Raw genomic sequence first — 25,577 nt, 5'->3', positions numbered from 1 at the left:
CATTCTTTTATAACGTTTTTCCATTTTCTCTCGTTGCGTGAAGGCTCGCGCGTAAGTCCTTGTTCTTACAAACAAAATTCTCTGAAAAAACGGGTTTCTCCCTTGACCGCCCTGGGGCCTTACTCTAAAGTGGGAGACAGTGTGAGAAAGTGTATTTTTGTGGATTGTTCGGATCATTCCAGGCGATTTTCGAGGCTTGAGCTCTAGGGCGGCAAAGGGGAGAGAAAAGTGTTTCAAGGGGCGTCGGCGCTGACGCTCGATGCGAAGGGGCGCATGTCCGTGCCCTCTCGATATCGCGAGGCGCTGCAAGGCGAGGCACAAGGACGGGTGACGCTGACAAAGCACCCGGACGGTTGCCTATTGCTGTTCCCGCGCCCCGAGTGGGAGGTCTTCCGCGCCAAGATCGCCGCGTTGCCCATGGATGCGCATTGGTGGCGGCGCATCTTCCTCGGTAACGCCTCCGACGTCGATCTCGACAGCGCAGGGCGCATCCTCGTCTCCCCCGAATTACGCATGGCCGCTGGATTGGAAAAGGAAATCATGTTGCTCGGCATGGGAAGCCATTTCGAACTGTGGGATGCGCAGACCTATGCCGCCAAGGAACAAGCGGCGATGGCGCAGGGCATGCCGGAAGCGCTGAAGAATTTCACGTTTTGATCGCGGTTTGGAAATAAGGCGCTGCGATGGAAAACGAATTTCAGCATCGCACGGTGCTGTTGAATGAGGCAGTGGATGCGTTGGTCACGCGGCCGGACGGCGTCTATGTCGACGGCACGTTCGGGCGCGGCGGCCACAGTCGCGCGGTGTTGGAGCGGCTTGCGTCAGGCGGGCGCTTGATCGCGTTCGATAAGGATCCGCAGGCGATCGCGACGGCGAGCGCGATTTCGGATCCTCGCTTCGAGATCGTGCATGAGAGTTTCGCGTCGTTGGCGCCTGCGCTGGCGGCGCGCGGAGTCGAGCGGGTAGCTGGTGTGTTGCTCGACTTGGGCGTGTCCTCGCCGCAGCTCGACGATCCCTCGCGCGGTTTCAGCTTCCGCGCCGACGGCCCGCTCGACATGCGGATGGACCCGACGCGCGGCGAGTCCGCTGCGCAATGGCTGGCGCAGGCCAGTCAGCAGGAACTGACGGAGGTGATTCGAGATTATGGGGAAGAACGGTTTGCTGTTCAGATTGCAAAGGCGCTTGTTGCTCGCCGGGCAGAGTCCGACCGTCTTGGGCCTCTCGTCAGCACGGGCGAGCTTGCCGAAATCGTGGCTCGCGCAGTCAAGACCCGTGAGAAGGGCAAGGACCCGGCCACCCGCACCTTTCAGGCTATACGGATTCACGTCAATCAAGAGCTTGCGGAGCTGCAAGTCGTTTTAGAGGCAGCGTTGTCGTCGTTGGAGCAAGGGGGCCGGCTGGTGGTCATCAGCTTTCATTCGCTCGAGGACCGAATCGTGAAGCGATTCATGCAGGCGCACGCATCCGCGCCCGCGGTCGATCGTCGTCTGCCGATTCGCGCCGTCGATCTGCCTTCCGCGCCCATGAAGATCGTTGGGCGCGTTTTCGCGAGCCCACTCGAAGTCGAGGCCAATCCGCGTGCCCGATCGGCGGTCATGCGCGTCGCGGAGCGCGTCGCGCCATGAGCCGCCTCAATATCTTTCTGTTGATCGTCGTCCTAGGTTGCGCCCTCTCCGTCGTCAATGCCACGAATCAACAAAGGCAGCTGTTCGTGCAACTCGAGCGCGCGCAGTCGGAGGAGCGTCAGCTACAACAGGATTACGCGCAACTGCAATATCAACAGAGCGCGTTGTCCAAAACGTCCCGTATCGAGCAACTGGCCACGGCGACGCTGAAGATGCAACCGGCCTCGACGGGCGATACCCAGTTTCTGACGCTCGCGCCCGGTGCGAGCGTGGCCGAGAATGCGCCGATCCCCGTCATGCCCGCCAGCGCTCCCGCGGCGCGCACCGCCAAGGCGCCCGCGCACGCGCCGGCCAAGCCGCGTCGCTCGTCCGCGAATCGCGGAGGCGCGCGATGAAGCAAGCGCCGAAGACGAAAGGTCTCACGTTCTCGTCGAGCCCGGTGCTATCGGTGCGCCTTCCGCTGTGGCGCTCCAAGCTCGTCGTCTTTTTACTGTTCATGGCGTTCGTCGCCCTGGCCGGCCGCGCCTTTTGGATTCAAGGCCCGGGTAACGCCTTCTATCAGAAGCAAGGCGAAAGCCGCTATGAGCGCACGATCGAGCTGCCCGCCACGCGCGGCAAAGTGCTCGATCGCAATGGGCTCGTGCTCGCAACCAGCCTTCCCGTGCGCGCGATTTGGGCGATCCCCGAGTCGGTCCCTGAAGATGTCGATCCCGCGAAAATCGCCGCGCTCGCCAAGCTGCTCGGCATGACGCAAAAAGAGCTTCGCGCCAAATTGTCCGAAGACAAGACGTTCGTCTACGTGAAGCGCCAAGTGCCGGTCGACATTGCCGAGAAAGTTGCCGCGCTCGGCATTGCGGGCATCTACCAACGCAAGGAATACAAGCGCTTTTATCCCGAGGGCGAAATCACGGCGCACCTCGTCGGCTTCACCAATATCGAGGACGAAGGCCAGGAAGGCGTCGAGCTCAGCGATCAGAAGATTCTCGCAGGTACGCCAGGCATGCGCCGCGTCATCAAAGATCGCATGGGGCACATCATCGAGGATGTGGACGAGCAGGTCGTCCCGCATGACGGCAAGGACGTCGAACTCTCGATCGACAGCAAGATCCAGTACATCGCGTATTCGGATTTGAAGGCCGCCGTGGAGAAGTCGAAAGCGAAAGCCGGGGCTGCAATCGTCGTCGACGTGCGTACGGGCGACGTGCTCGCGCTCGTCAACTACCCGACCTACAACCCGAACGACCGCTCGCGGCTCACTGGCGAGCAATTGCGCAATCGCGTGCTCACGGACGTGTTCGAGCCGGGCTCGATCATGAAGCCGCTGACCGTTTCGCTCGCGCTCGATCTGCACCGCGTGACGCCCAATACGCTCGTCGATACCGGCAACGGGCGTTTCACGCTCGACGGCGCGACGATCACAGACGATAGCGCCTTCGGCGTGCTGACCGTCGGCGGCGTGATCCAGAAGTCGAGCAACATCGGCGCGACCAAGATCGCGATGACGCTCAAGCCCGAGGAAATGTGGAACATGTATACCAGCGTCGGGCTAGGCCAAGCCCCGAAGGTGGGTTTCCCCGGCGCCGTCGCGGGGCGGTTGAGGCCGTGGAAGAGCTGGCGCCGAATCGAGCAGGCGACGATGTCTTACGGCTACGGTTTGTCCGTTTCGCTGTTTCAACTCGCCAGAGCCTACACGACCATCGCACACGACGGGCAACTGATGCCCCTGTCGATCTTCAAGACGGATACGAGCCAACCGGCGACGGGGCCGCAAATTTTCTCGCCGACCACCGCGCGCGAAGTGCGCACGATGCTCGAATCGGTCGTCTCGACGGCGGGAACTTCGCCCGAGGCCGCCGTGCCCGGTTATCGAGTCGGCGGCAAGAGCGGCACCGCGTATAAGCACTCCGGCCGCGGCTACGACCACTCGAAGTATCGCGCCTCGTTCGTCGGTATGGCGCCGATGCCCAATCCGCGCATCGTCGTGGCGGTTTCGATCGACGAGCCGACGGCCGGCAGCCACTTCGGCGGCTATGTCTCGGGCCCCGTATTCGCCGGCATCGCCGGGGATACGTTGCGCTCGCTGAACGTGCCGCCCGACATGCCCGTCAAGCAGCTCGTGGTCTCGGACGACGCTGCCAAGGCGCCGGGTGCGGCGCCGGCAAACGCGGCTGCGCCCTCGTCCGGGCGGGCCTTGACCGTATCGGCCGATATGCGTGCGCATCCGGGAGTGATCCGATGAGCATGCCGAACTTCGACGATCGTATGCGCAACCAAGTGGACGATGCGCTCGCTTGGCTGCGTCTGCACGCACGCCCTGGCGCGCAGATGCATGGGGATTCGCGCACGCTCGACGCCGGCGATATCTTTGTCGCCTATGCCGTCGACGGCGCCGACAGCCGGCCGCACATCGCGGCCGCGCTCGCGCGTGGCGCCGGTGCGGTTCTGTACCAACCGGAAGGATTTTCGGGCAACGTCGACCCGGCGCGCTCGCTCGCCGTACCGGGGCTCGATCGATTGGCCGGGGAGATCGCTAGCGGGTGGTACGGCGCGCCGAGCGAGCAGATGCGCATGTTTGGAGTGACCGGAACGAACGGCAAGACTTCGTCGTCGCAATGGATCGCCGCCGCGCTCACGGCGCTGGGCGAGCCGTGCGGCGTCATCGGCACGCTCGGCACCGGCATGTGGGGGCGTTTGGTGCATACGGGCTTCACGACGCCGGATGCGCCGCAAACGCAACGCTCGCTTGCCCAGTTGGTTGCCGCCGGCGCGCGCGCGTGTGCGATGGAGGTCTCCTCGCACGCGCTGCATCAAGGGCGCGTCAATGGCACGGCGTTCGATGTCGCCGTGTTTACGAATCTCACGCAAGATCACCTCGACTATCACCATACGTTCGAGGCATACGAGGCTGCGAAAGCGAAATTGTTCGATTGGCCGACGCTCAAGACGGCGGTGATCAATCGTGACGATGCCGCCGGCCGGCGTTTGATCGCCCACGCGCAGCCGCGATTGCCGACCATCGCCTATGGCATCGGCATTGCCAGCGACGCACCGAGCGCGCATGCCGCGCTCGTCGCGACGAACGTGCGCGCGACGGCGACGGGAACGGCATTCCATCTGTCCTCGGATTGGGGGGGCGCCGATGTCGAAGTCGGCACGCTCGGCGAGTTCAACGTCAGCAATTTGCTCGGCGTGCTCGGTGCGCTGCTGGCCGCGGACGTTCCGCTCGCCGATGCGCTCGCCCAGCTAGCGAAGCTCGAACCGGTCAACGGCCGCATGCAGCGGCTCGGCGGCCGCATGGCGAACGATGAACCGCTCGTCGTGGTCGATTACGCGCACACGCCGGATGCGCTCGAGAAAACGCTAGAGGCGTTGCGACCGATCGCGCAAGCGCGTGGAGGCCAACTCGTTTGCGTATTCGGCTGCGGCGGCGATCGCGATTCGACCAAACGCCCGCTCATGGGCGCGATTGCCGAGCGGCTGGCGGACATCGTCGTCGTGACCAGCGACAACCCGCGCAGCGAAGATCCGCGCTCGATCGTCGATCAGATCGTAAGCGGCATGCGTCATGGCGAGAAGGCGCGCTGCATCGAGGACCGCGCGAACGCGATCTTGCATACGGTGCGCGGCGCGGCGCGCGAGGACGTCGTCGTGCTGGCGGGGAAGGGCCACGAAGCAACACAGGAAATCATGGGCAAAAAGCGCGTCTTCTCCGACCAGGATCACGCTCGCCTCGCACTGGGCGCGCGGGCCACGTATTCGCGCGGAGGCGAGCAATGACGATGTTCTCGCTGAACGAAGCCGCCCAATGGATCGCTGGCGCCACGCTGCGCGGAGACGGCGCCGTTGCGATCGAACGCGTCTGCACCGACAGCAGAACGGCCGGGCCCGGCGATCTGTTCGTCGCGCTCAAAGGCGATCGGTTCGATGCCCACGATTTCCTACCGGAGGTCGCGGCGCGCGGCGCCAGCGCGGTGCTGGCCGCGCATTTGCCCGACGATTGGGCGGCGCCGGCGCTGCTCGTGCAAGACACGCGCGCGGCGCTCGGCGCCTTGGCGCGCGGTTGGCGCAGGCGCTTCACGATGCCGCTCGTCGCCGTGACGGGCAGCAACGGCAAGACGACGGTCAAAGAGATGATCTCGTCGATCTTCGCGCAAGCGGCCGGCGAAACGGGGCGGCTCGCCACGGCGGGCAACTTCAACAACGACGTCGGTCTGCCGCTCACGCTGCTGCGTTTGACCGATGCGCATCGGCTTGCGGTGGTCGAGCTCGGCATGAACCATCCGGGCGAGACCGATCTCTTGGCCAAGATCGCGTTGCCCACGATCGCCGTCGTCAACAACGCGCAGCGCGAGCATCAGGAGTTCATGGCGACAGTCGAGGCGGTTGCCCTCGAACATGCCAGCGTCATCCACGCGCTGCCGACGGATGGCGTCGCGGTGTTTCCGCGCGACGATGCCTACGCCGGCATTTGGCGTGTCGCGGCGACGGGGAACCGCATCATCGATTTCGCGCTCGAAGACGCTTCGCACGCTGAGCGAACGGCGCCTGCGGCTGTCACGGGTGTGCTGGCAGGCAACCGCTTGCAAGTGCGCACGCCGATCGGCGCGTTCGAGGCGACATTGCAAGCGCTCGGCGAGCACAACGCGCGCAATGCGCTGGCCGCAACGGCGGCGGCGGTGGCGGCCGGCGTGCCGCTCGATGCCGTTGCGCGCGGCTTGGAAGCGTTCGCGCCGGTCAAGGGGCGGCTGCAAACGAAGCGCGCCACGGCCGGCGCGCTTGCCGGCGCGACGGTCATCGACGACACCTACAACGCCAATCCCGACTCGATGCGCGCCGCGATCGACGTGCTGGCGGCGTGCGCTTCGCCGCGCGTGCTCGTGATGGGCGATATGGGCGAAGTCGGCGACAACGGCCCCGAGTTCCATCGCGAGGTCGGGGCCTACGCGCGCGAGCGCGGCATCGATGCGCTGTGCTCGCTCGGCGAGGCGGCGCGCGAATCGAGCGCCGCCTTCGATGCGGACGGGCCGGCCGCGGGCGCGGGCGGCGCGCGTCACTTCGACGACGTGCCGGCGCTCGTCGAGCACCTGCTTCAAGCGGGCTTTGGCGCGAGCGCGACGGTGCTCGTGAAGGGCTCGCGCTTCATGCGGATGGAGCGCGTCGTCGACGCGCTCACCGTGACGCAACCACCCCACGCGCCGGGCGGCTCGCCCGGCGCGCATTGAAAGAGAAGGACGAGCATGCTGCTGGCGCTGGCGCAATGGCTGCAGAACGACGCAAGCTTTTTGCGCGTATTCGGCTATCTGACGTTTCGCGCGGTGATGGCGACCATCACCGCGCTCGTGATCGGGCTCGTGTGCGGGCCCTGGGTGATTCGCAAGCTGGCCGAGATGAAGGTGGGCCAGGCCGTGCGCACCGACGGGCCGAAGACGCATCTCGTCAAATCGGGCACGCCGACGATGGGCGGCGTGCTGATCCTCATCGGCATTGCGGTGTCGACGCTGCTGTGGGCCGATTTGACGAATCGCTTCATTTGGATCGTGATACTCGTGACCTTCGGCTTCGGCGTGATCGGCTGGGTCGACGATTATCGCAAGGTCGTCTACAAAGACCCGCGCGGCATGTCGTCGCGCGAGAAGTACTTCTGGCAGTCGGTGATCGGCATTTTCGCGGCGGTGTACCTCGCCTTCAGCGTGTCGGAGGCGAGCAACGTGCGTGTGTTCGACCTGTTCATGGCGTGGGTGCGCAGCGGCTTGTCGATGGGGCTGCCCGCGCGCGCCGATTTGATGCTGCCGTTTCTGAAGTCGATCAGCTACCCGCTCGGCGTATGGGGTTTCATCGCGCTGACCTACTTCGTCATCGTCGGCGCGAGCAATGCCGTGAATTTGACCGACGGACTGGATGGTCTCGTGATCATGCCGGTGGTGCTCGTCGGCGCGTCGCTGGGCGTCTTCGCCTATGTCATGGGCAGTTCGGTCTATTCGAAGTATCTGCTGTTCCCGCATATTCCAGGGGCGGGCGAACTGTTGATCTTCTGTTCCGCGATGGGCGGGGCCGGGCTCGCGTTCCTCTGGTACAACACGCACCCCGCGCAGGTGTTCATGGGCGACGTGGGCGCGCTCGCGCTCGGCGGCGCGCTCGGCACGATCGCGGTCATCGTTCGGCAGGAGATCGTGCTGTTCATCATGGGCGGCATCTTCGTGGCCGAGACGCTGTCGGTGATGCTGCAGGTCGTTTGGTTCAAATACACGAAACGGCGCTACGGCGAAGGGCGGCGCATCTTCAAGATGGCACCGCTGCATCACCACTTCGAATTGTCGGGGTGGAAGGAGACGCAAGTCGTGGTGCGCTTCTGGATCATTACGTTGATGTTGTGCCTCGTCGGGCTTTCGACGCTGAAGCTGCGCTGATGCAACGCAAACACAAGGGAATAAGGGAACGCACGTGATGTTCGGCGAGATGTTTGGAGATCGGCAACGGCCGATGGCGCTCGTGCTGGGACTCGGGGAATCGGGCCTCGCGATGGCGCGCTGGTGCGCGCGCCAGGGGTGCCCTTTGCGCATCGCCGACACGCGCGAAGCGCCGCCGAACCTTCCGGCGTTGGCGCAGCACGGCATCGATGCGCAGTTCGTCGGCGGCCCCTTCTCGCCGACCTTGCTCGACGACGGCATCGGCCTCGTTGCGTTGAGCCCGGGCTTGTCTCCGCTCGCGCAAGACCTGGTGCCGCTCCTTGCCGCTGCGCAGGAGCGCGGCATCCCGGTGTGGGGCGAGGTCGAATTCTTTGCGCGAGCGCTCGCGCATTTGGGCGAAAGCGGGTATGCCCCGAAGGTTGTCGCCATCACGGGCACGAACGGCAAGACCACCACGACGAGCATGACGGGACAGCTTTGCGAGCGTGCCGGCAAGAAGGTGGCGGTCGCCGGAAATATCAGCCCGACGATGCTCGACCGCCTGATGGATGCGATCGACGCTACGGCGTTGCCCGACATTTGGGTATTGGAGCTGTCGAGCTTTCAGCTCGAAACGGCGCGCACCTTCGCACCCGATGCGGCGGCCGTGCTCAACATCACGCAGGATCATTTGGATTGGCACGGCGGCCTCGATGCCTATGCGGCCGCCAAGGGCCGCATCTTCGGGCCGAGAACGGTGCGTGTGCTGAACCGCGACGATGCGCGCACGATGTCGCTCGCGCCCAAGGCCGATGCGGCTGGTCAGGCAAGCGCATCGTGTGTGACCTTTGGCCTGAACGAGCCGACGCGCCTTGGCGATTACGGCCTAGCGCGCGAAAACGGCATCAACTGGCTGGTCGAGGCGCGCGAGCGGGAGCCGGCGGATGAACCGGCAAGCCCGCGCAGAAGACGTCAAGAAGCCGCTGCACCCGCCGACATCGCATTGACGCGGCTGATGCCCGCCGATGCACTGCGCATTCGCGGCCTGCATAACGCGGCCAACGCGCTGGCTGCATTGGCGCTGGCGCGTGCGATCGGATTGCCGGCGGCGCCGCTCTTGCACGGCTTGCGCGAATACCGGGGCGAGCCGCACCGAGTCGAGCTGATCGCATCGATCGACGGTGTCGACTATGTCGACGACAGTAAAGGCACGAACGTCGGCGCAACGGTTGCCGCGCTCGACGGTCTGGCGCAACGCGTCGTGCTGATCGCCGGCGGTGACGGCAAAGGACAGGATTTCGAGCCGCTCGCCCAGCCCGTCGCGCGCTGGTGCCGCGCCGTCATGCTGATCGGCCGCGATGCGCCGCGCATTCGCGCAGCGCTCGCCGCGACCGGCGTGCCGCTCGTCGATCAACCGACGCTCGAAGCGGCAACGCGCGCGGCCGGCGCACTGGCCCAAGCGGGGGACGCCGTGCTGCTTTCGCCTGCTTGTGCGAGCTTGGACATGTTCGACAACTACGCGCATCGCGCGGCCGTGTTCCGCAGCACGGTCGAAGAGATCGCGGCCGAGCGGGGGACGATGCTATGAGCTGGACAGATCGCTTTGGCTCGCGACTGATGCCGCAACGTGAGGCGGCGGCCGGCGGCAAATCGCCTAAGGCGGCTGCCGCAGCTTCGTCCGGCGTGGGCGGGCTGGCGAGCGCCGTCAGCGGCTTGCGCCCGACGCGCTCGCGCATGCTCGACTACGATCACGCCTTGCTGTGGGCCGTGATCGCGCTGCTCGGCCTCGGCGTGGTGATGGTCTACTCGGCGTCGATCGCCATGCCCGATTCGCCTAAGTACGCCGCCTATCGCTCGTACGCTTTTCTGCTGCGCCACGTGATCTCGTTGGGCGTGGCGATGGTCGTCTCCATCGTGGCGTTCCGAATCCCGGTTTCGGTCTGGGACAAATACGCGCCCAAGCTGTTCCTGCTCGCACTCGCGGCGCTCGTGGTTGTGCTGATCCCGCATCTCGGCAAAGGCGTGAACGGCGCCCGCCGCTGGATTCCGCTCGGCCTCATGAACATGCAGCCGTCGGAAATCATGAAGCTCGCCGTGACCATTTATGCCGCGAACTACACGGTGCGCAAGCAGGAGTACATGCAGAGCTTCGCCAAAGGCTTTTTGCCGATGGGATTCGCAGTCGGCGTCGTCGGCGCGCTCTTGCTGCTCGAGCCCGACATGGGCGCCTTCATGGTCGTCGCGGCCATTGCGATGGGCGTGCTGTTTCTCGGCGGTGTGAACGGCAAGCTCTTCGGCGGGCTCGTCGCGACGGCCGTCGGCACCTTCTCGCTGCTCGTTTGGGCGTCGCCTTGGCGGCGCGAACGAATCTTCGCGTACCTCGACCCATGGGACGACCGCTACGCGCAAGGCAAAGCGTATCAATTGACTCACTCGCTGATCGCATTCGGCCGCGGCGAGTGGTTCGGCGTCGGTCTTGGCGGCAGCGTGGAGAAGCTCAACTATTTGCCGGAAGCGCACACCGACTTCATCCTCGCCGTGATCGGCGAAGAACTCGGATTCGTCGGCGTGCTCGTCGTGATCTTGCTGTTCTATTGGATCGTGCGACGCTCGTTCGAAATCGGGCGGCAGGCGCTCGCGCTCGATCGCACGTTCGCGGGCTTGATGGCCAAGGGCGTCGGCTTGTGGTTCGGCGCTCAGACGTTCATCAACATGGGCGTGAACTTGGGGCTGTTGCCCACCAAAGGATTGACGCTGCCGCTCGTCAGCTATGGCGGGTCGGGCATCGTGCTCAACTGCGTCGCGCTCGCCGTGCTGATGCGCGTGGACTACGAAAATCGTGTGTTGATGCGTGGGGGGAAGGTATGAGCGCCACGCCGCAGCGCACGTTGATGGTAATGGCCGGCGGCACGGGGGGGCATGTATTCCCCGGGCTGGCGGTCGCGCATCGCATGCGAGCGTGGGGCTGGCGTGTCGTTTGGCTCGGCAATCCGTCGGGCATGGAGGCTTCGCTCGTGCCCAAGCACGGGTTGCCGATCGAGTTCGTGCGGTTCGGCGGGTTGCGCGGCAAAGGACTGCGCACGAAGCTGATGCTGCCGCTCAATATGTTGCGCGCGTGCTTCGAGAGCTTGCGCGTGCTGCGGCGCGTTCGACCCGACGTCGTGCTCGGCATGGGCGGCTACATCACCTTTCCCGCTGGCGTGATGGCGGCGCTGACGGGACGCCCGCTCGTGCTGCATGAGCAAAATTCGATCGCAGGCCTGGCCAACAGGGTATTGGCCAAGCTCGCGCGGCGCGTGCTCGTCGCATTCCCGGACACGCTGCCAGGCGCGGAGTGGACCGGCAACCCGCTGCGCGACGAGATCTGCCACGCCGCCGAGCCGAAGCTGCGTTACGCGGGCCGCACGGGGCCGCTGCGCGTGCTGGTCGTGGGCGGCAGCTTGGGCGCCGCGGCGCTCAACGAATGCGTGCCGCGCGCGCTCGCGCTGCTCGCGCCGGACGAACGCCCGCATGTGATTCATCAGGCCGGCGCAAAACACATCGACGTCCTGCGGGCGAACTATGCGCAGGCCGGGTTCGAACCGGGCGAGGCCCTGCGCCTCGTGCCCTTCATCGACGACATGGCTGCGGCCTATGGCGACGCCGATCTCGTCATCTGCCGTTCCGGCGCGATGACCGTGGCCGAAGTGGCGGCGGTGGGCGTCGCGGCGCTGTTCGTCCCGTTCCCGTATGCGGTCGACGATCACCAAAGTACGAACGCGGCGTTCTTGGCTTCGCAGCAAGCTGCCGTGCTCGTGCAGCAGCGCGATTTGTCACCCGAAAACCTCGCGGATTGGCTGCGCAGCCAGACGCGCGAGACGCTTGCCGAAATGGCCGAGCGCGCGCGCCTGCTCGCCAAGCCCGAAGCAACCGATCGCGTCGCGCAAGTCTGCGCGGCCGTGGCGCTCGCGCGCCAGGAAGAAAAGCCATGAAACACATCGTCAAACACGTTCACTTCGTCGGAGTCGGCGGCGCCGGCATGAGCGGCATCGCCGAGGTGCTGGTCACGCTCGGTTATCGCGTGAGCGGCTCCGACTTGGCGCGCAGCGCATCGACCGACCGGCTCGCGTCGCTCGGCGCCCAAATCGCCATCGGCCACGATGCGGCCAACATCGAAGGCGCGGACGCCGTGGTCGTATCGACTGCCGTTCGCAGCGACAACCCGGAAGTGCTGGCCGCGCGCCGCAAGCGGGTGCCGATCGTGCCGCGTGCGGCGATGCTCGCCGAGCTCATGCGCTTGAAACAGGGCATCGCGATCGCGGGCACGCACGGAAAAACGACGACGACGAGCCTCGTTGCAAGCGTGCTCGCGGCCGGTGGTCTCGATCCGACCTTCGTCATCGGCGGCCGTCTGACGAGCGCGGGCGCCAACGCCCGGCTGGGCACGGGCGATTTCATCGTGGCGGAAGCCGACGAATCGGACGCGTCGTTCTTGAACCTGCTGCCCGTGATCGAAGTCGTCACGAACATCGACGAAGATCACATGGACACGTACGGGCACGACTTCGCGCGCCTGAAACAGGCGTTCATCGAATTCACGCACCGGTTGCCGTTTTACGGGATCGCCGTGCTTTGCGTCGACTGCGCGAACGTGCGAGAGATTTTGCCGTTCGTCTCGAAGCCCGTGATTCGTTATGGCTTTGCGCCCGATGCGCAGGTGCGCGCCGTCAATGTGCTGGCGCGCGACGGCAAGATGCATTTCACCGTGCTGCGCGAAGGCGCGGGGCCGCTCGATATCGTGCTGAACATGCCTGGGACGCACAACGTGCAGAACGCACTGGCGGCGATTGCGATCGCGACCGAACTCGAGATCGGCGATGCCGACATTCAGCGCGCATTGGCCGAATTCACTGGCGTGGGCCGGCGTTTTCAGCGCTACGGCGAGATGCGCGTGGCGGGCGGCGGAAGCTACACGCTCATCGACGATTACGGGCATCACCCGGTCGAGATGGCCGCCACGATCGCCGCTGCGCGCGGCGCGTTTCCCGGCAAGCGTCTCGTGCTCGCGTTTCAGCCGCACCGGTACACGCGCACGCGCGATTGCTTCGAAGATTTCGTCGGCGTGCTCTCGAGCGTCGACGCGTTGGTGTTGACGCAAGTCTATGCGGCTGGCGAGTCGCCGATCGTCGCGGCGGATTCCGAAGCGCTCGCGCGCGCGATCCGCGCCGCGGGCAAGGTGGATCCGGCCTTCGTCGAGACTGTCGACGAGGTGCCGCGGGCGTTGTCGTCCCTGGTACGCGACGGCGACGTGGTGATTACGATGGGCGCGGGCTCGATCGGCGCAGTGCCGGGTCGCCTGGCCCAAGAATTGAGGATGTGAGATGAGTGCAGGTATCGATCCGAAACGCTTCGGCAAAGTGGCCGTCCTCTTGGGCGGGGAATCGGCCGAGCGCGAGGTCTCGCTCAAGTCGGGCACGCTCGTGCTCAAAGCCCTGCGCGACGCGGGTATCGACGCCCATCCGTTCGATCCTGCCGAGCGTTCCCTCTCGGCGCTCAAGGAGGAAGGGTTCGTGCGCGCGTTCAACGCGCTGCACGGCGGTTACGGCGAAAACGGTCAAATTCAAGGCGCGCTCGATTTCTACGGTATTCGCTATACGGGCAGCGGCGTGCTGGGTTCGGCGCTCGGTCTCGACAAATTCCGCTCCAAGCTCGTCTGGCAGCAACTGGGCGTGCCGACTCCGCCGTTCGAAGCCGTGCTGCGCGGCGACGATTACGCGGCGCGCGGTAGAGAGATCGTCGCGAAACTGGGCCTGCCGTTGTTCGTCAAGCCCGCGAGCGAGGGCTCGAGCGTGGCCGTCATCAAGGTGAAGAGCGCCGACGACTTGCCCGCCGCGCTGGAAGAAGCGGCCAAGTTCGACAAGATCGTCATCGTCGAAAAGAGCATCGAGGGCGGCGGCGAATACACCGCTTGCATTGCCGGCGATCTCGATTTGCCGATCATTCGCATCGTGCCCAAAGGCGAGTTCTACGACTATCACGCCAAGTACATCGCCGAGGACACGCAGTACCTCATTCCATGCGGATTGTCCGCGGCCGAGGAAGCGCGCTTGAAAGCGCTGTCGCGCCGCGCATTCGACGTTTTGGGTTGCACGGACTGGGGCCGCGCCGATTTCATGCTCGATGCCAAAGGCGATCCGTATTTCCTCGAAGTGAACACGGCGCCGGGCATGACCGATCACTCGCTGCCGCCCAAGGCGGCGCGCGCGGTCGGCATCGAATATCAAGCACTCGTCGTCGGCGTGCTGGCGCTGACGCTTAAGGATTGACCGCGAGCCATGTGGAACAACGTCCGCCAATTGAACCTTGCCGCCAACGCGCTCTATGCGCTGTTGGCGCTCGCGTTGTTGGCTGCGGGCGCGTACTGGCTGACGCAACGTCCGGCGTTCACGTTGCACACGATCGCGATCGGCGGCGATATCGAGCACATCAACGCGCCGACGGTGCGCGCCGGCGTCGTCGGCCGTTTGCGGGGCAACTTCTTCACGGTCGATCTCGACAATGCACGCCAAGCGTTCGAGCAGATGCCGTGGGTGCGTCGCGCGAGCGTGCGGCGCGTGTGGCCGAATGCGCTGGCCGTCACGCTCGAGGAGTACAAGCCGCTCGGCACCTGGGGCAGCGATCAGCTCGTGAGCGTCAACGGCGAACTGTTCACAGCGAATCAAGGCGAGCTCGACGACGACCTGCCCGCATTCGACGGCCCGAGCGGCACGGAAAAGGAAGTGGTCGCACGCTATTTCGATTTCAAGAAGTGGCTCGCGCCGTTGGGCGCGGAGCCGGACGAAGTGACGCTGTCGCCGCGCTATGCGTGGACGGTGAAACTGTCGAACGGCACGCAGATCGAATACGGCCGGGAACGCAACCCGCAAACGCTGGCCGAGCGCAGCCATCGGCTGACGGCGGCGTGGGGGGCGGTCACGGCTCGTTGGGGCAAGGACATCGAATACGCGGATTTGCGCTATCCGAACGGCTTTGCGATTCGCGCAGCGGGGATGCGCTTCATCGGCAACGCGACCGCGGGCAAACCCGCGGCGAAGTAACAAGACATCACACGCAATGAGCACGCTATGAGTAAAGACTACAAGGATCTGCTGGTTGCCCTGGACATCGGCACGGCCAAGGTCGTGGCAGTCGTCGCCGAATTGCGCGGCGAGGGCCACTACGAAGTGATCGGGCTCGGGCAAAGCGAATCGAAGGGTCTGAAAAAAGGTGTCGTGGTGAACATCGAGGCCACGGTGCAGTCGATTCAGCGCGCGCTGGAAGAAGCCGAGCTGATGGCCGACTGCAAGATCACCAACGTCTTCACGGGGATCGCGGGCAGCCATATCCGCAGCTTCAATTCCAGCGGGATGGTGGCGATCAAGGACAAGGAAGTGACGCAGGCGGATGTCGCCCGCGTGATCGAGACGGCCAAGGCGATCAACATCCCGACCGATCAGCAGGTGCTGCACATCCTCACGCAGGAATTCATCATCGACGGTCAGGAAGACGTGCGCGAGCCGATCGGGATGAGCGGCATTCGCCTCGAGGTGAAAGTGCACATCGTGACGGGCGCCGTATCGGCGGCGCAAAACATCGTCAAGTGCGTGCGGCGCTGCGGGCTGGAGGTCAACGATCTGATTCTTCAGCCGCTCGCGTCCTCGCTTGCGGTGTTGACCGAGGATGAAAAAGAGCTTGGCGTGGTGCTCGTGGATATCGGCGGCGGCACAACCGATATCGCCATCTTCAGCGAAGGCGCTATTCGCCACACGGCCGTGATCCCGATCGCGGGCGATCAGATCACGAGCGACATCGCGATGGCGCTGCGCACGCCGACGCCCGACGCCGAGGACATCAAGGTGAGCTACGGGATCGCCAAGCAAGCGCTTGCCGATCCCGACGAAATGATCGAAGTGCCGGGCTTGGGCGAGCGCGGTCCGCGCACGCTGTCGCGCCAAGCGCTCTCGGCCGTGATCGAGCCGCGCGTGGAAGAGTTGTTCTCGCTCGTGCATCAAGTGGTGCGCGAATCGGGTTATGAGGAACTCTTGAGCTCGGGCATCGTTCTGACGGGCGGTGCTTCGATGATGCCGGGCATGGTCGAGCTCGGCGAAGACATTTTCCTGAAGCCGGTGCGCATCGGCGTGCCGGAATACGCGGGCGGGCTTGCCGACGTCGTGCGCAATCCGCGCTATTCGACGGCGATGGGATTGCTCGTCGAAGGTTCTTCGCAACGCATGCGCGGCCGCAAGGTCGCGGTGCAGGCGGGATCGATGGGGCAGGTTTTCTCGCGCATGAAAGACTGGTTTTTGGGCAATTTTTAATTTCGAAAGAGGGCCCAACGCGCGTTGTCGAAATGCGCTTCGGGCAGGCGGTGAAAGCGCGGGTGCCGGCGGCTCGCGTGCGACGAGGAGCTGCCCGGCTCTTCGCCGAATAACGCCGATCGGCAGGACTTTTTTTTGACGGAGGCAATATGGAATTCCAGATGTTGGAAACGGAAACCAACGGCACCATCATCAAGGTGGTGGGCGTTGGCGGTGCGGGCGGCAATGCCGTCGCGCACATGATCAGCAAAGGGGTGCAAGGCGTCGATTTCGTCGTCATGAACACCGATGCTCAAGCGTTGTCGCGCTCGCGCGCGCCCAACGTGATTCAGCTCGGCAACACGGGGCTGGGCGCCGGCGCGAAGCCGGAGATGGGACGTGCGGCGGCCGAAGAAGCGCGCGAGCGGATCGCCGATGCGTTGCGTGGCGCGCACATGGTATTCATCACGGCCGGCATGGGCGGCGGCACGGGCACGGGCGCAGCGCCCGTGGTCGCGCAGATCGCCAAAGAGATGGGCATTCTGACCGTGGGCGTCGTGAGCAAGCCGTTCGAATTCGAAGGCGGCAAGCGCATGCGCGTGGCGGAAGCCGGTTCGCAGCAACTGGAGGATCACGTCGACTCGCTGATCGTCGTTCTGAACGACAAGCTGTTCGAGGTGATGGGCGATGACGCCGAGATGGATAAGTGCTTCCAGTGCGCAGACGACGTTCTGAACAACGCTGTGGCCGGTATCGCCGAAATCATCAACGTCGACGGTCTCGTGAACGTCGACTTCGAAGACGTGAAGACGGTGATGGGCGAGCAAGGCAAGGCGATGATGGGCACGGCCACGGTGGCCGGCGTCGATCGCGCCCGGCTCGCGGCCGAACAGGCCGTCGCGAGCCCGCTGCTCGAAGGCGTCGATCTGTCGGGTGCGCGCGGCGTGCTCGTGAACATCACCTCGAGCCGCTCGCTGCGCTTGTCGGAAACGCGCGAAGTGATGAACACGATCAAGAGCTACGCGGCGGACGACGCCACGGTCATCTTCGGCGCGGTCTACGACGATGCGATGGGCGACGCGTTGCGCGTGACGGTCGTGGCGACGGGTCTTGGCCGCACGGCGGCAAGCGCGGCGAAGAAGCAGCAGCCCGCGCCGATGACCCTGCTGCGCACGGGCACGGACAATCAGCCCGTGATGCAGCACGGCTATACGCCGCAGTCGTCGCACGCGAACACGGCCGATTACGGCGCGTTCGATACGCCGGCCGTATGGCGCAACTCGCGCGAGACGGCGGCTTCGCACGTGCAGGCGCTGCAGGAAAAGGGCGTCGACACGTACGACATCCCCGCGTTTTTGCGTAAGCAGGCGGACTGAAGCGCGGTGCATTCGTCGCGCGTGCGGCTATGTTCGCCGCCGCGCCGACGAAAGGACGGCATCATGAACGGCAACGGCGTCAGAAGGCTTCGTCCCGTCGGGCGAGCAGGCGCGGCCGCTTCGCGCAGTGTTCAAGCGAAGCGGGTGCAGCGGGTGCAGCGCCTGTCGGCGCGCCCGAGATCGGGCAGCGTGTCGCGCGCGAGCGCATCGACTCACGCGCACGTGCTGGCTTCGGCTTGCGACAGACGGGTTTGGCAGAGAGCGGGCCGCTAAGCGCTACGAGCAGCGCTCGGGCTGCGCCGACCTGATTTTGGCTCGGCATGGCTCGGAGCAGCGTGCGTACGGCGCGAGCGGATGATCGGCGCATCGCGGGCAAGGTGCGCCAGGAACGCTTTTGGACCGGGCAAGCGATATGCGTGCTTGCCGGTGGACGGTTGCGCCGCGTTTGCGCGTGGCGTGCCCGCAACGACTGCGGCGTGGTTTTGTGACGGTCCGTTACGGGCCGGCGACCGGGAATGCCTCCGTTCCGGCCGCCGGCCTCGCTTCGTTTGCAGCAGGTAACGCGAGGAAACAGATGGATACGTCGGCGGAAATGTACGGTCGCGCCGGATAGAGTATACTCTGTGCTATGAACTAAAAAGGGCCGATTGAGAATCCCAATCGAACAGGACCATGTTGAAGCAACGCACCATCAAATCGATCGTCAAGACAGTCGGCATCGGCTTGCACTCCGGGCGCAAGGTCGAGCTGACGCTGCGCCCCGCTGCCGCTAACACCGGCATCGTGTTCTCGCGCGTCGATTTGCCGACCCCGGTGGACATCCCCGCGTCCGCGTTGTCGATCGGCGATACGCGTCTCGCTTCGGTTCTGCAGAAAGACGGCGCGCGCGTCTCGACGGTCGAGCATTTGATGTCGGCCTGTGCCGGCTTGGGCATCGACAATCTGTACGTTGATGTTACGGCGGAAGAAATCCCGATCATGGACGGCAGCGCGGCTTCTTTCGTCTTCCTGATGCAATCGGCCGGGATCGAAGAGCAGAACGCGCCGAAGAAGTTCATCAAGGTGAAGAAGCCGGTCGAAGTGCGCGATGGCGACAAGTTCGCTCGCCTCGATCCGTATTTCGGCTTCAAGCTCAAGTTCACGATCGATTTTAGCCACCCGGCCGTCGACAAGACGGGGCAGGCGCTCGAAGTCGATTTCGCGACGACTTCATACGTGCGGGAAATTGCCCGCGCGCGTACCTTCGGCTTCGCGCATGAAGTGGAGATGATGCGAGAACTCGGTTTGGCGCGCGGCGGCAGCATGGATAACGCGATCGTGCTCGACGAATACCGGATCTTGAACAACGATGGCTTGCGCTACGACGACGAGTTCGTGAAGCACAAGATGCTCGATGCGATCGGCGATCTCTACGTCGTCGGTCATCCGCTGCTCGCCTCGTATACGGCGCACAAGTCGGGGCACGGTCTGAACAATGCGCTGTTGCGCGAGTTGCTCGCGCATGAAGAGGCTTACGAAGTGCTGACGTTCGACAATCTCGAACACGCGCCGCGCGGCTTCGGCTACGAAGCCCAGACCGCATTGGCCTGAGCGTGCGGTGCGCGCCTCGCGCATGAGCGCGGGCCGCGCAAGCGGCATTTTGCATTCTGCAATCCACGATGAGCGGCTTTCGGGCCGCTCATTGCTTTTCGTCGGTCGATTTTCCGTGTCGCGCGGCCATCGCGGCGAGGGCAGCCTGCAGCGGCGAAGGGGGGAGCGAACGGCTCAGCGCTTGCAAGGCGGCGGCGCCGGCCGGCGTCATGCGCGCCTGCTTGGGCGCGGGCGCTTCTTCCACGGCGCGAAGCCGCACTTTGACCGCGAGCGTGCGCACCGGCCAGCCGCGCTGCTGCAACGACGAGAGTAGCCGGTCGTTGATTTGGCGCAGCCGTGCGGCCAAGGCGCCGTGCGCCGCGAACAGCGTGAGCGTGCCGTCTTTGATAAAACCCGGTTCGACGTTCTTCGCCAGGTAGTCGGGCAGCAGTTGTGTCAGATCGCGCTCGAGCGCGCTGATTTGCTCGACGCCGGCGCGCAGCGCCGCGAATGCATCGGTCCGTCCGAGCACTTCGGCGACAGGTTGCGGCCGACGCGCCGAAGCAACCTTCGAAAAGGACGAAAAGCGTTTCATGGCGCGATTGTACCCGCCCGCGGGACATTGCCGGTGCGGACAGACGCTGCCGTCCGACACGGTACGTTAAGGCTCGCGTGCTAAAATGCGCGATTCGAATTCACTCATGGAATAAGCCGCCGAGGCCCTTCGAATCCGGGCATCCGCCGTGACCGCATAGGCCGCGCCGGTGCCTGGCCGAAGCCGCGACGCATACTCGACCCGATGACCACCGGTTTTCTCCAAAAGATCTTTGGCAGCCGCAATCAGCGTCTCGTCAAGCAGTATCAAAAGACCGTCGCGGTGATCAATGCGCTCGAGCCGCAGATCGAGCAATTGACGGACGACCAACTGCGCGCCAAGACGGACGAATTCCGGCAGCGCGTCGCGAGCGGGGAGTCGCTCGACAAACTGCTGCCCGAGGCGTTCGCGGTCTGCCGCGAGGCCAGCCGCCGCGTGCTCAAAATGCGCCATTTCGACGTGCAGCTGATCGGGGGCATGGTGCTGCACTACGGCAAGATCGCCGAAATGCGCACGGGCGAGGGCAAGACGCTCGTCGCCACGCTGGCTGCATATCTGAACGCGCTATCGGGGCGGGGCGTTCACGTCGTGACGGTCAACGATTACCTCGCGCAGCGCGACGCCGAATGGATGGGGCGGCTTTATAACTTCCTCGGCTTGTCCGTCGGCATCAATCTGTCGCAAATGGACCACGAGTCGAAGCAGCAGGCGTACGCGGCCGATATCACCTACGGCACGAACAACGAGTTCGGCTTCGACTATCTGCGCGACAACATGGTCTACGAGACGGATGCGCGCGTGCAGCGTTCGTTGAACTTCGCGGTCGTCGACGAGGTGGATTCGATTCTGATCGACGAAGCGCGTACGCCGCTCATCATCTCGGGCCAAGCCGAAGATCACACCGAACTCTATGTCCGCATGAACGCGCTGCCGCCGCTCTTGGAGCGGCAGATCGGCGAAGAGCGGGCCGACGGCACGGGCGTCGAGAAGCCGGGCGATTACACGCTCGACGAAAAGGCGCGCCAGGTCTTCCTGACCGAATCGGGGCACGAGAAGGCCGAGCGCCTGCTGGCCGAGTGGGGCTTGATCGGCGAAGGCGAAAGTCTGTACGCGGCGCAGAACATCACGCTGATGCACCACGTGTATGCCGCGCTGCGCGCCCACACGCTGTTCTTCCGCGATCAGCATTACGTCGTGCAGAACGGCGAAGTCGTCATCGTCGACGAATTCACGGGCCGGTTGATGGCGGGACGCCGCTGGTCTGACGGGCTGCATCAGGCGGTGGAAGCGAAGGAGCACGTCAAGATCCAAAGCGAGAACCAAACGCTCGCCTCGATCACGTTCCAGAACTACTTCCGCATGTACGCGAAGCTGTCGGGCATGACCGGCACGGCCGATACCGAAGCGTACGAATTCAACGAAATCTACGGCCTGGAAACGGTCGTCATTCCGACCAACCGCCCGCCCAAGCGGATCGATAAGCAAGATCAGATCTACAAGACGGCCAAAGAGCGCTACGACGCCGTCATTCGCGACATTCGCGACTGTTACGAGCGCGGCCAGCCGGTGCTCGTCGGTACGACATCGATCGAAAACTCCGAATTGCTTTCGAACCTGCTGACGAAAGCCGGTTTGCCGCACGAGGTGCTCAACGCGAAGCAGCATGCGCGCGAGGCTGCGATCGTCGCGGAAGCGGGGCGACCCAAGCGCATTACGATCGCCACGAACATGGCAGGCCGGGGGACCGACATCGTGCTCGGCGGCAACGCGGAAAAGCAGGCGTCGCTGCTCGAGTTGGACGAATCGGTCCCCGCCGAAGAAAAAGTCAGCCGCATCCGTGCGTTGCACGGCGAATGGCAGGCACTGCACGATCAAGTCAAAGCGGCGGGCGGCTTGCACATCATCGGCACCGAGCGCCACGAGTCGCGCCGCATCGACAATCAATTGCGCGGCCGCGCGGGCCGTCAGGGCGACCCGGGTTCCTCGCGCTTCTATCTGTCGCTCGAAGATCCGCTGCTGCGCATCTTCGCAGGCGATCGCGTGCGCGCGATCATGGACCGGCTGCGCATGCCCGAGGGCGAAGCGATCGAGGCCGGCATCGTCACGCGTTCCATCGAGTCGGCGCAGCGTAAAGTCGAAGCGCGCAATTTCGACATCCGCAAGCAACTGCTCGAATACGACGACGTCGCCAACGATCAACGCAAGGTGATCTACCAGCAGCGCAACGAGTTGCTCGAAGCGCACGACATCACCGAGACGATCACGGCGATGCGCCATGCCGTCGTCACCGATGTGGTCCACGAGTTCGTTCCGGCCGGCAGTATCGAAGAGCAATGGCGCGCCCCCGAATTGGAAGAAGCGCTGCGCAAGGACTGGCAGCTCGATCTGGCCATTCAGGAGATGATCAACGAGTCGCAATCGCTCGATGCCGACGACATTCTCGATGCCGTGATCGGTGCAGCCGACGAGGCCTACGAGGCCAAAGTCGCGCTCGTGGGCCGCGAGTCGTTTAGCGCGTTCGAGCGGTCGGTCATGCTGCAAACGCTCGATCGTTGCTGGCGCGAGCATCTGGCCGCGCTGGACCATCTTCGCCAGGGCATCCATTTGCGCGGCTACGCCCAGCAAAACCCGAAGCAAGAGTACAAGCGCGAAGCGTTCGAACTTTTCGAGACGCTGCTCAACATCGTGAAGACGGAAGTGACGCGTATCGTCATGAACGTTCAGATTCAGTCGCCCGAGCAACTCGAAGAGGCAGCCGAACAGTACGAAGAGCAAGTCAGTCACGTCGAAAACGTCGAGTTTCGTCACGCAGAATTCGCCGAAGCGGCTGCCGTTGCGGTAGCCGCGACGGACGCGACTGCCGACATGGTCGGCCAGGCCATGAGCCATGGCGCGCATGCACCGGCGGCGTCGGTGACTGCCGATGGCGTGCCGAAAGTCGGCCGCAACGATCCTTGCCCTTGCGGTAGCGGCAAGAAATACAAACAGTGTCACGGTAAGTTGGCTTAACCGGATTCGCGACCATGGCCGTCAATTTTCCTTCGATCGATCCCGCGCAACTTCATTCCGTCGCCGGCGTGACGCTCGGTTACGCCGAGGCGAATATCCGCAAGCCGAACCGCAAGGACGTGTTGATCGTCTCGCTCGATGAGGGCGCGACGGTGGCGGGCGTGTTTACGTCCAACCGTTTCTGCGCCGCGCCCGTCACGGTGTGCCGTGAGCATCTCGCTAAGGTGCGCGAAGGCGGCAAGGGCATTCGTGCGCTCGTCGTCAATACGGGCAATGCAAATGCAGGCACCGGCGAGCCGGGCCTCGCGCATGCGCGCGAGACCTGCGTCGAGCTCGCGCGCTTGGCGGGCATCGCGCCCGAGCAAGTTCTGCCGTTCTCGACGGGCGTCATTCTCGAGCCGCTGCCGATCGACCGGCTCAAAGCGGGCTTGCCGGCCGCGCTGGCGTGCCGCGCGCCCGCACAGTGGTACGAGGCGGCGCAATCGATCATGACGACCGACACGCTGCCGAAGGCCGCGTCCAAGCAAGTGACGATCGACGGCCATACGGTCACGCTCACGGGCATCAGCAAGGGCGCCGGCATGATCAAGCCCAACATGGCGACGATGCTGGGCTTTCTCGCGTGCGACGCGGCCGTTGCCCAGGATGTGCTCGACACGCTCGTCAAAGACGTCGCCGATCGCTCGTTCAACTGCATCACGATCGATGGCGATACCTCGACGAACGATTCCTTCATGCTCATTGCCACAGGCAAGTCGAGCCTGCCGGCGGTGACATCGGCCGGTACGCCTGCGTACGCCGCGTTGCGCGATGCCGTTGTGTCGCTCGCGCAAACCCTCGCACAGCTGATCGTGCGCGACGGCGAGGGGGCGACGAAGTTCATGACCGTGCAAGTCCAGGGTGGCGCAAATGTGAGCGAGTGCCGCCAAGTCGCCTATGCCATCGGCCATTCGCCGCTCGTGAAGACGGCCTTCTATGCGTCGGATCCGAACCTCGGCCGAATTTTGGCCGCGATCGGCTATGCGGGCATTGCCGACCTGGATGTCGCGAAGATCGATCTCTATCTCGGTGACGTTCACGTCGCAACCGAAGGCGGGCGTCACCCCGCTTATCGCGAAGAGGATGGCCAGCGGGTCATGAAGGAGAGCGAGATCACGATTCGCGTGATGCTCGGTCGCGGCACAGCCCAAGCGACGATCTGGACGTGCGACTTATCGCACGACTACGTTTCCATCAACGCCGATTACCGCTCCTGACGCATGGTGGCGGCGCCTCTAGGCGCGCCGCCGTGCGTGTCGGATTTTCGATCGCGCCGTGTCGTGCGGCGCGTCGCATGACGCTTCAATACCGCTCATGGACAAACTCGAACAATTTCTGACCCGCGCCGAGGCCCTGCTCGGTCGTCTGGAGGCCATGCTGCCGCCGGTGGCGCCCAGCGTCGACTGGTCTGCGTCGATTGCGTTTCGCTGGCGCAAGCGGCAAGGGCGCGGTTACCTGCAGCCGGTGCCGGCGATCTCGTCCATCACGCTCGGGGACTTGCAAAACATCGAACGCCAAAAGGCGCTGATCGAGCAAAACACGCGGCAATTCGTCAATAAGCGCCCGGCGAACAACGTACTGCTCACCGGCGCGCGCGGCACGGGCAAATCGTCGCTGATCAAAGCCTGTCTGAACGCATACGCGAACGACGGATTGCGCTTGATCGAGGTCGACAAGGACGATTTGCACGACTTGGGCGACATCACCGAACTCATCGCTGCACGGCCCGAGCGGTTCATCGTGTTTTGCGACGACCTCTCGTTCGAAGAAGGCGAATCGGGCTATAAGGCGTTGAAGGTTGCTCTCGACGGTTCGGTCGCGGCGCAGTCGGACAATATCCTCATCTACGCGACGTCGAACCGGCGCCACCTGCTGCCGGAGTATATGAGCGACAACGAGACGTACAAACATACGTCCGACGGCGAGATTCATCCGGGCGAGGTCGTCGAAGAAAAAATCTCGCTGTCCGAACGGTTTGGCCTCTGGGTGAGCTTCTACCCGTTCAAGCAAGACGATTACCTCGCGATCGTCGGGCATTGGCTGCGCCATTTCGGCTGTAGTGACGACGATATCGCCAACGCTCGCGGTGATGCGCTCGTTTGGGCACTGGAGCGCGGTTCGCGTTCCGGCCGCGTGGCGTGGCAATTTGCTCGAGACTGGTCGGGCCGCGGGGCGCGCGTATGACCTCGCCTCAGAGCGGCGCCGAAGCCGTCGACCTCTCCCCCACCGGCCGCCCAGTGACCGAGGTCGCGGTTGGCGTGCTCGTTCAATCCGACGGCCGCTACCTACTCGCGCAGCGGCCCGCGGGCAAGCCGTACGAAGGCTATTGGGAGTTTCCGGGCGGTAAGCTAGAGCCCGGCGAGACGGTCGAAGCCGCGCTCGGGCGAGAATTGCACGAGGAACTCGGCATCGTCATGACGCAGTGCCATCGCTGGCACACGCTCGAGCATGACTATCCGCATGCCTATGTGCGGCTTCACTTTTGCAAAGTGACGGGGTGGACGGGAGAACCGCACGGACGCGAAGGCCAGGCCTTCAGTTGGCAGCGCCTGCCGGTAGAAGTCGCACCGCTGTTGCCGGCAGCCATTCCTGTACTGGCGCTTCTCGCCGCCGATTAGCGCCCGGAGGTAGGGCGATGGCGCCCGTGCGCGCTATTGCGCGCA

21 protein-coding genes are annotated in these 25,577 nt (G+C 64.4%); 20 read left to right on the top strand and 1 reads right to left on the bottom strand.

Annotated elements, in window-relative coordinates:
* The first annotated feature begins 228 nt into the window (after positions 1-228).
* The 16 genes from mraZ (at position 229) to lpxC (ending at position 19,292) form a co-directional block, all read left to right on the top strand.
* Positions 229-657, top strand: a complete 429-nt coding sequence (gene mraZ, locus MMB74_RS14065) for a division/cell wall cluster transcriptional repressor MraZ (RefSeq protein ID WP_277429247.1) — start codon at positions 229-231, stop codon at positions 655-657.
* Positions 658-683: 26 nt separating this feature from the next.
* Entirely contained in the window at positions 684-1,625 is a 942-nt protein-coding gene (gene rsmH / locus MMB74_RS14060) for a 16S rRNA (cytosine(1402)-N(4))-methyltransferase RsmH (protein ID WP_277429246.1), read from the top strand.
* Entirely contained in the window at positions 1,622-2,020 is a 399-nt protein-coding gene (ftsL, locus tag MMB74_RS14055; RefSeq protein WP_277429245.1) for a cell division protein FtsL, read from the top strand. The genes rsmH and ftsL overlap by 4 nt, the downstream gene beginning before the upstream one ends.
* Positions 2,017-3,864 (top strand): penicillin-binding protein 2, encoded by a 1,848-nt coding sequence (locus tag MMB74_RS14050; protein WP_277429244.1) that lies wholly within the window; start codon positions 2,017-2,019, stop codon positions 3,862-3,864. The genes ftsL and MMB74_RS14050 overlap by 4 nt, the downstream gene beginning before the upstream one ends.
* A complete protein-coding gene (locus MMB74_RS14045) occupies positions 3,861-5,402 on the top strand; it encodes a UDP-N-acetylmuramoyl-L-alanyl-D-glutamate--2,6-diaminopimelate ligase (RefSeq protein ID WP_277429243.1) in 1,542 nt (513 codons plus the stop codon). Before MMB74_RS14050 ends, MMB74_RS14045 begins: the two co-directional genes overlap by 4 nt.
* A complete protein-coding gene (gene murF / locus MMB74_RS14040; protein ID WP_277429242.1) occupies positions 5,399-6,847 on the top strand; it encodes a UDP-N-acetylmuramoyl-tripeptide--D-alanyl-D-alanine ligase in 1,449 nt (482 codons plus the stop codon). The genes MMB74_RS14045 and murF overlap by 4 nt, the downstream gene beginning before the upstream one ends.
* 15 nt (positions 6,848-6,862) lie before the next feature.
* Positions 6,863-8,032 (top strand): phospho-N-acetylmuramoyl-pentapeptide-transferase, encoded by a 1,170-nt coding sequence (gene mraY / locus MMB74_RS14035; protein ID WP_277429241.1) that lies wholly within the window; start codon positions 6,863-6,865, stop codon positions 8,030-8,032.
* A 37-nt stretch (positions 8,033-8,069) separates the two neighbouring features.
* On the top strand, positions 8,070-9,599 hold the full coding sequence (gene murD / locus MMB74_RS14030) for a UDP-N-acetylmuramoyl-L-alanine--D-glutamate ligase (RefSeq protein ID WP_277429240.1): 1,530 nt from the start codon (positions 8,070-8,072) through the stop codon (positions 9,597-9,599).
* Positions 9,596-10,879 (top strand): putative lipid II flippase FtsW, encoded by a 1,284-nt coding sequence (ftsW, locus tag MMB74_RS14025; RefSeq protein WP_277429239.1) that lies wholly within the window; start codon positions 9,596-9,598, stop codon positions 10,877-10,879. Before murD ends, ftsW begins: the two co-directional genes overlap by 4 nt.
* On the top strand, positions 10,876-11,982 hold the full coding sequence (gene murG / locus MMB74_RS14020) for an undecaprenyldiphospho-muramoylpentapeptide beta-N-acetylglucosaminyltransferase (RefSeq protein WP_277429238.1): 1,107 nt from the start codon (positions 10,876-10,878) through the stop codon (positions 11,980-11,982). The genes ftsW and murG overlap by 4 nt, the downstream gene beginning before the upstream one ends.
* A complete protein-coding gene (gene murC / locus MMB74_RS14015) occupies positions 11,979-13,370 on the top strand; it encodes a UDP-N-acetylmuramate--L-alanine ligase (protein ID WP_277429237.1) in 1,392 nt (463 codons plus the stop codon). Before murG ends, murC begins: the two co-directional genes overlap by 4 nt.
* Position 13,371: 1 nt before the next feature.
* Complete coding sequence (locus tag MMB74_RS14010; RefSeq protein WP_277429236.1) at positions 13,372-14,316, top strand: D-alanine--D-alanine ligase; 945 nt, start codon at positions 13,372-13,374, stop codon at positions 14,314-14,316.
* 9 nt (positions 14,317-14,325) lie between these two features.
* A complete protein-coding gene (locus MMB74_RS14005; RefSeq protein ID WP_277429235.1) occupies positions 14,326-15,087 on the top strand; it encodes a cell division protein FtsQ/DivIB in 762 nt (253 codons plus the stop codon).
* A gap of 27 nt (positions 15,088-15,114) precedes the next feature.
* Complete coding sequence (gene ftsA, locus MMB74_RS14000; RefSeq protein ID WP_277429234.1) at positions 15,115-16,347, top strand: cell division protein FtsA; 1,233 nt, start codon at positions 15,115-15,117, stop codon at positions 16,345-16,347.
* Between the two features lie 149 nt (positions 16,348-16,496).
* Positions 16,497-17,702 carry a cell division protein FtsZ gene (gene ftsZ, locus MMB74_RS13995; RefSeq protein ID WP_277429233.1) on the top strand — a complete coding sequence of 402 codons (1,206 nt, stop codon included), beginning with the start codon at positions 16,497-16,499 and terminating at the stop codon, positions 17,700-17,702.
* Positions 17,703-18,374: 672 nt separating this feature from the next.
* A complete protein-coding gene (gene lpxC / locus MMB74_RS13990; RefSeq protein ID WP_277429232.1) occupies positions 18,375-19,292 on the top strand; it encodes a UDP-3-O-acyl-N-acetylglucosamine deacetylase in 918 nt (305 codons plus the stop codon).
* Between the two features lie 88 nt (positions 19,293-19,380).
* Here lpxC and MMB74_RS13985 read toward each other — a convergent pair whose 3' ends face one another.
* Complete coding sequence (locus MMB74_RS13985; protein ID WP_277429231.1) at positions 19,381-19,866, bottom strand: DUF721 domain-containing protein; 486 nt, start codon at positions 19,864-19,866, stop codon at positions 19,381-19,383.
* 204 nt (positions 19,867-20,070) lie between these two features.
* Here MMB74_RS13985 and secA point away from each other — a divergent pair, with 204 nt between their 5' ends.
* From secA to MMB74_RS13965, 4 genes are all read left to right on the top strand, one after another.
* Positions 20,071-22,875 carry a preprotein translocase subunit SecA gene (secA, locus tag MMB74_RS13980; RefSeq protein WP_277429230.1) on the top strand — a complete coding sequence of 935 codons (2,805 nt, stop codon included), beginning with the start codon at positions 20,071-20,073 and terminating at the stop codon, positions 22,873-22,875.
* 14 nt (positions 22,876-22,889) lie between these two features.
* A complete protein-coding gene (gene argJ / locus MMB74_RS13975) occupies positions 22,890-24,131 on the top strand; it encodes a bifunctional glutamate N-acetyltransferase/amino-acid acetyltransferase ArgJ (protein ID WP_277429229.1) in 1,242 nt (413 codons plus the stop codon).
* 97 nt (positions 24,132-24,228) lie between these two features.
* A complete protein-coding gene (locus MMB74_RS13970; protein WP_277429228.1) occupies positions 24,229-25,098 on the top strand; it encodes an ATP-binding protein in 870 nt (289 codons plus the stop codon).
* On the top strand, positions 25,095-25,532 hold the full coding sequence (locus MMB74_RS13965; RefSeq protein ID WP_277429227.1) for an NUDIX domain-containing protein: 438 nt from the start codon (positions 25,095-25,097) through the stop codon (positions 25,530-25,532). The genes MMB74_RS13970 and MMB74_RS13965 overlap by 4 nt, the downstream gene beginning before the upstream one ends.
* Positions 25,533-25,577 lie beyond the last annotated feature (45 nt).

Source organism: Trinickia sp. Y13 (assembly GCF_029522115.1).
Taxonomy (GTDB): domain Bacteria; phylum Pseudomonadota; class Gammaproteobacteria; order Burkholderiales; family Burkholderiaceae; genus Trinickia.
This window is presented reverse-complemented; position numbering and strand designations above follow the sequence as displayed.

Bases quoted from the DNA above. Each gene is read 5' to 3' on its own strand.
- mraY (WP_277429241.1), top strand. From the start codon at position 6,863: ATGCTGCTGGCGCTGGCGCAATGGCTGCAGAACGACGCAAGCTTTTTG.
- MMB74_RS14045 (WP_277429243.1), top strand. From the start codon at position 3,861: ATGAGCATGCCGAACTTCGACGATCGTATGCGCAACCAAGTGGACGAT.
- rsmH (WP_277429246.1), top strand. From the start codon at position 684: ATGGAAAACGAATTTCAGCATCGCACGGTGCTGTTGAATGAGGCAGTG.
- lpxC (WP_277429232.1), top strand. From the start codon at position 18,375: ATGTTGAAGCAACGCACCATCAAATCGATCGTCAAGACAGTCGGCATC.
- MMB74_RS14005 (WP_277429235.1), top strand. From the start codon at position 14,326: ATGTGGAACAACGTCCGCCAATTGAACCTTGCCGCCAACGCGCTCTAT.
- MMB74_RS14010 (WP_277429236.1), top strand. From the start codon at position 13,372: ATGAGTGCAGGTATCGATCCGAAACGCTTCGGCAAAGTGGCCGTCCTC.
- MMB74_RS14050 (WP_277429244.1), top strand. From the start codon at position 2,017: ATGAAGCAAGCGCCGAAGACGAAAGGTCTCACGTTCTCGTCGAGCCCG.
- ftsA (WP_277429234.1), top strand. From the start codon at position 15,115: ATGAGTAAAGACTACAAGGATCTGCTGGTTGCCCTGGACATCGGCACG.
- ftsL (WP_277429245.1), top strand. From the start codon at position 1,622: ATGAGCCGCCTCAATATCTTTCTGTTGATCGTCGTCCTAGGTTGCGCC.
- MMB74_RS13985 (WP_277429231.1), bottom strand. From the start codon at position 19,866: ATGAAACGCTTTTCGTCCTTTTCGAAGGTTGCTTCGGCGCGTCGGCCG.
- murG (WP_277429238.1), top strand. From the start codon at position 10,876: ATGAGCGCCACGCCGCAGCGCACGTTGATGGTAATGGCCGGCGGCACG.
- MMB74_RS13965 (WP_277429227.1), top strand. From the start codon at position 25,095: ATGACCTCGCCTCAGAGCGGCGCCGAAGCCGTCGACCTCTCCCCCACC.
- MMB74_RS13970 (WP_277429228.1), top strand. From the start codon at position 24,229: ATGGACAAACTCGAACAATTTCTGACCCGCGCCGAGGCCCTGCTCGGT.
- ftsW (WP_277429239.1), top strand. From the start codon at position 9,596: ATGAGCTGGACAGATCGCTTTGGCTCGCGACTGATGCCGCAACGTGAG.
- secA (WP_277429230.1), top strand. From the start codon at position 20,071: ATGACCACCGGTTTTCTCCAAAAGATCTTTGGCAGCCGCAATCAGCGT.
- murD (WP_277429240.1), top strand. From the start codon at position 8,070: ATGTTCGGCGAGATGTTTGGAGATCGGCAACGGCCGATGGCGCTCGTG.
- argJ (WP_277429229.1), top strand. From the start codon at position 22,890: ATGGCCGTCAATTTTCCTTCGATCGATCCCGCGCAACTTCATTCCGTC.
- murF (WP_277429242.1), top strand. From the start codon at position 5,399: ATGACGATGTTCTCGCTGAACGAAGCCGCCCAATGGATCGCTGGCGCC.
- murC (WP_277429237.1), top strand. From the start codon at position 11,979: ATGAAACACATCGTCAAACACGTTCACTTCGTCGGAGTCGGCGGCGCC.
- ftsZ (WP_277429233.1), top strand. From the start codon at position 16,497: ATGGAATTCCAGATGTTGGAAACGGAAACCAACGGCACCATCATCAAG.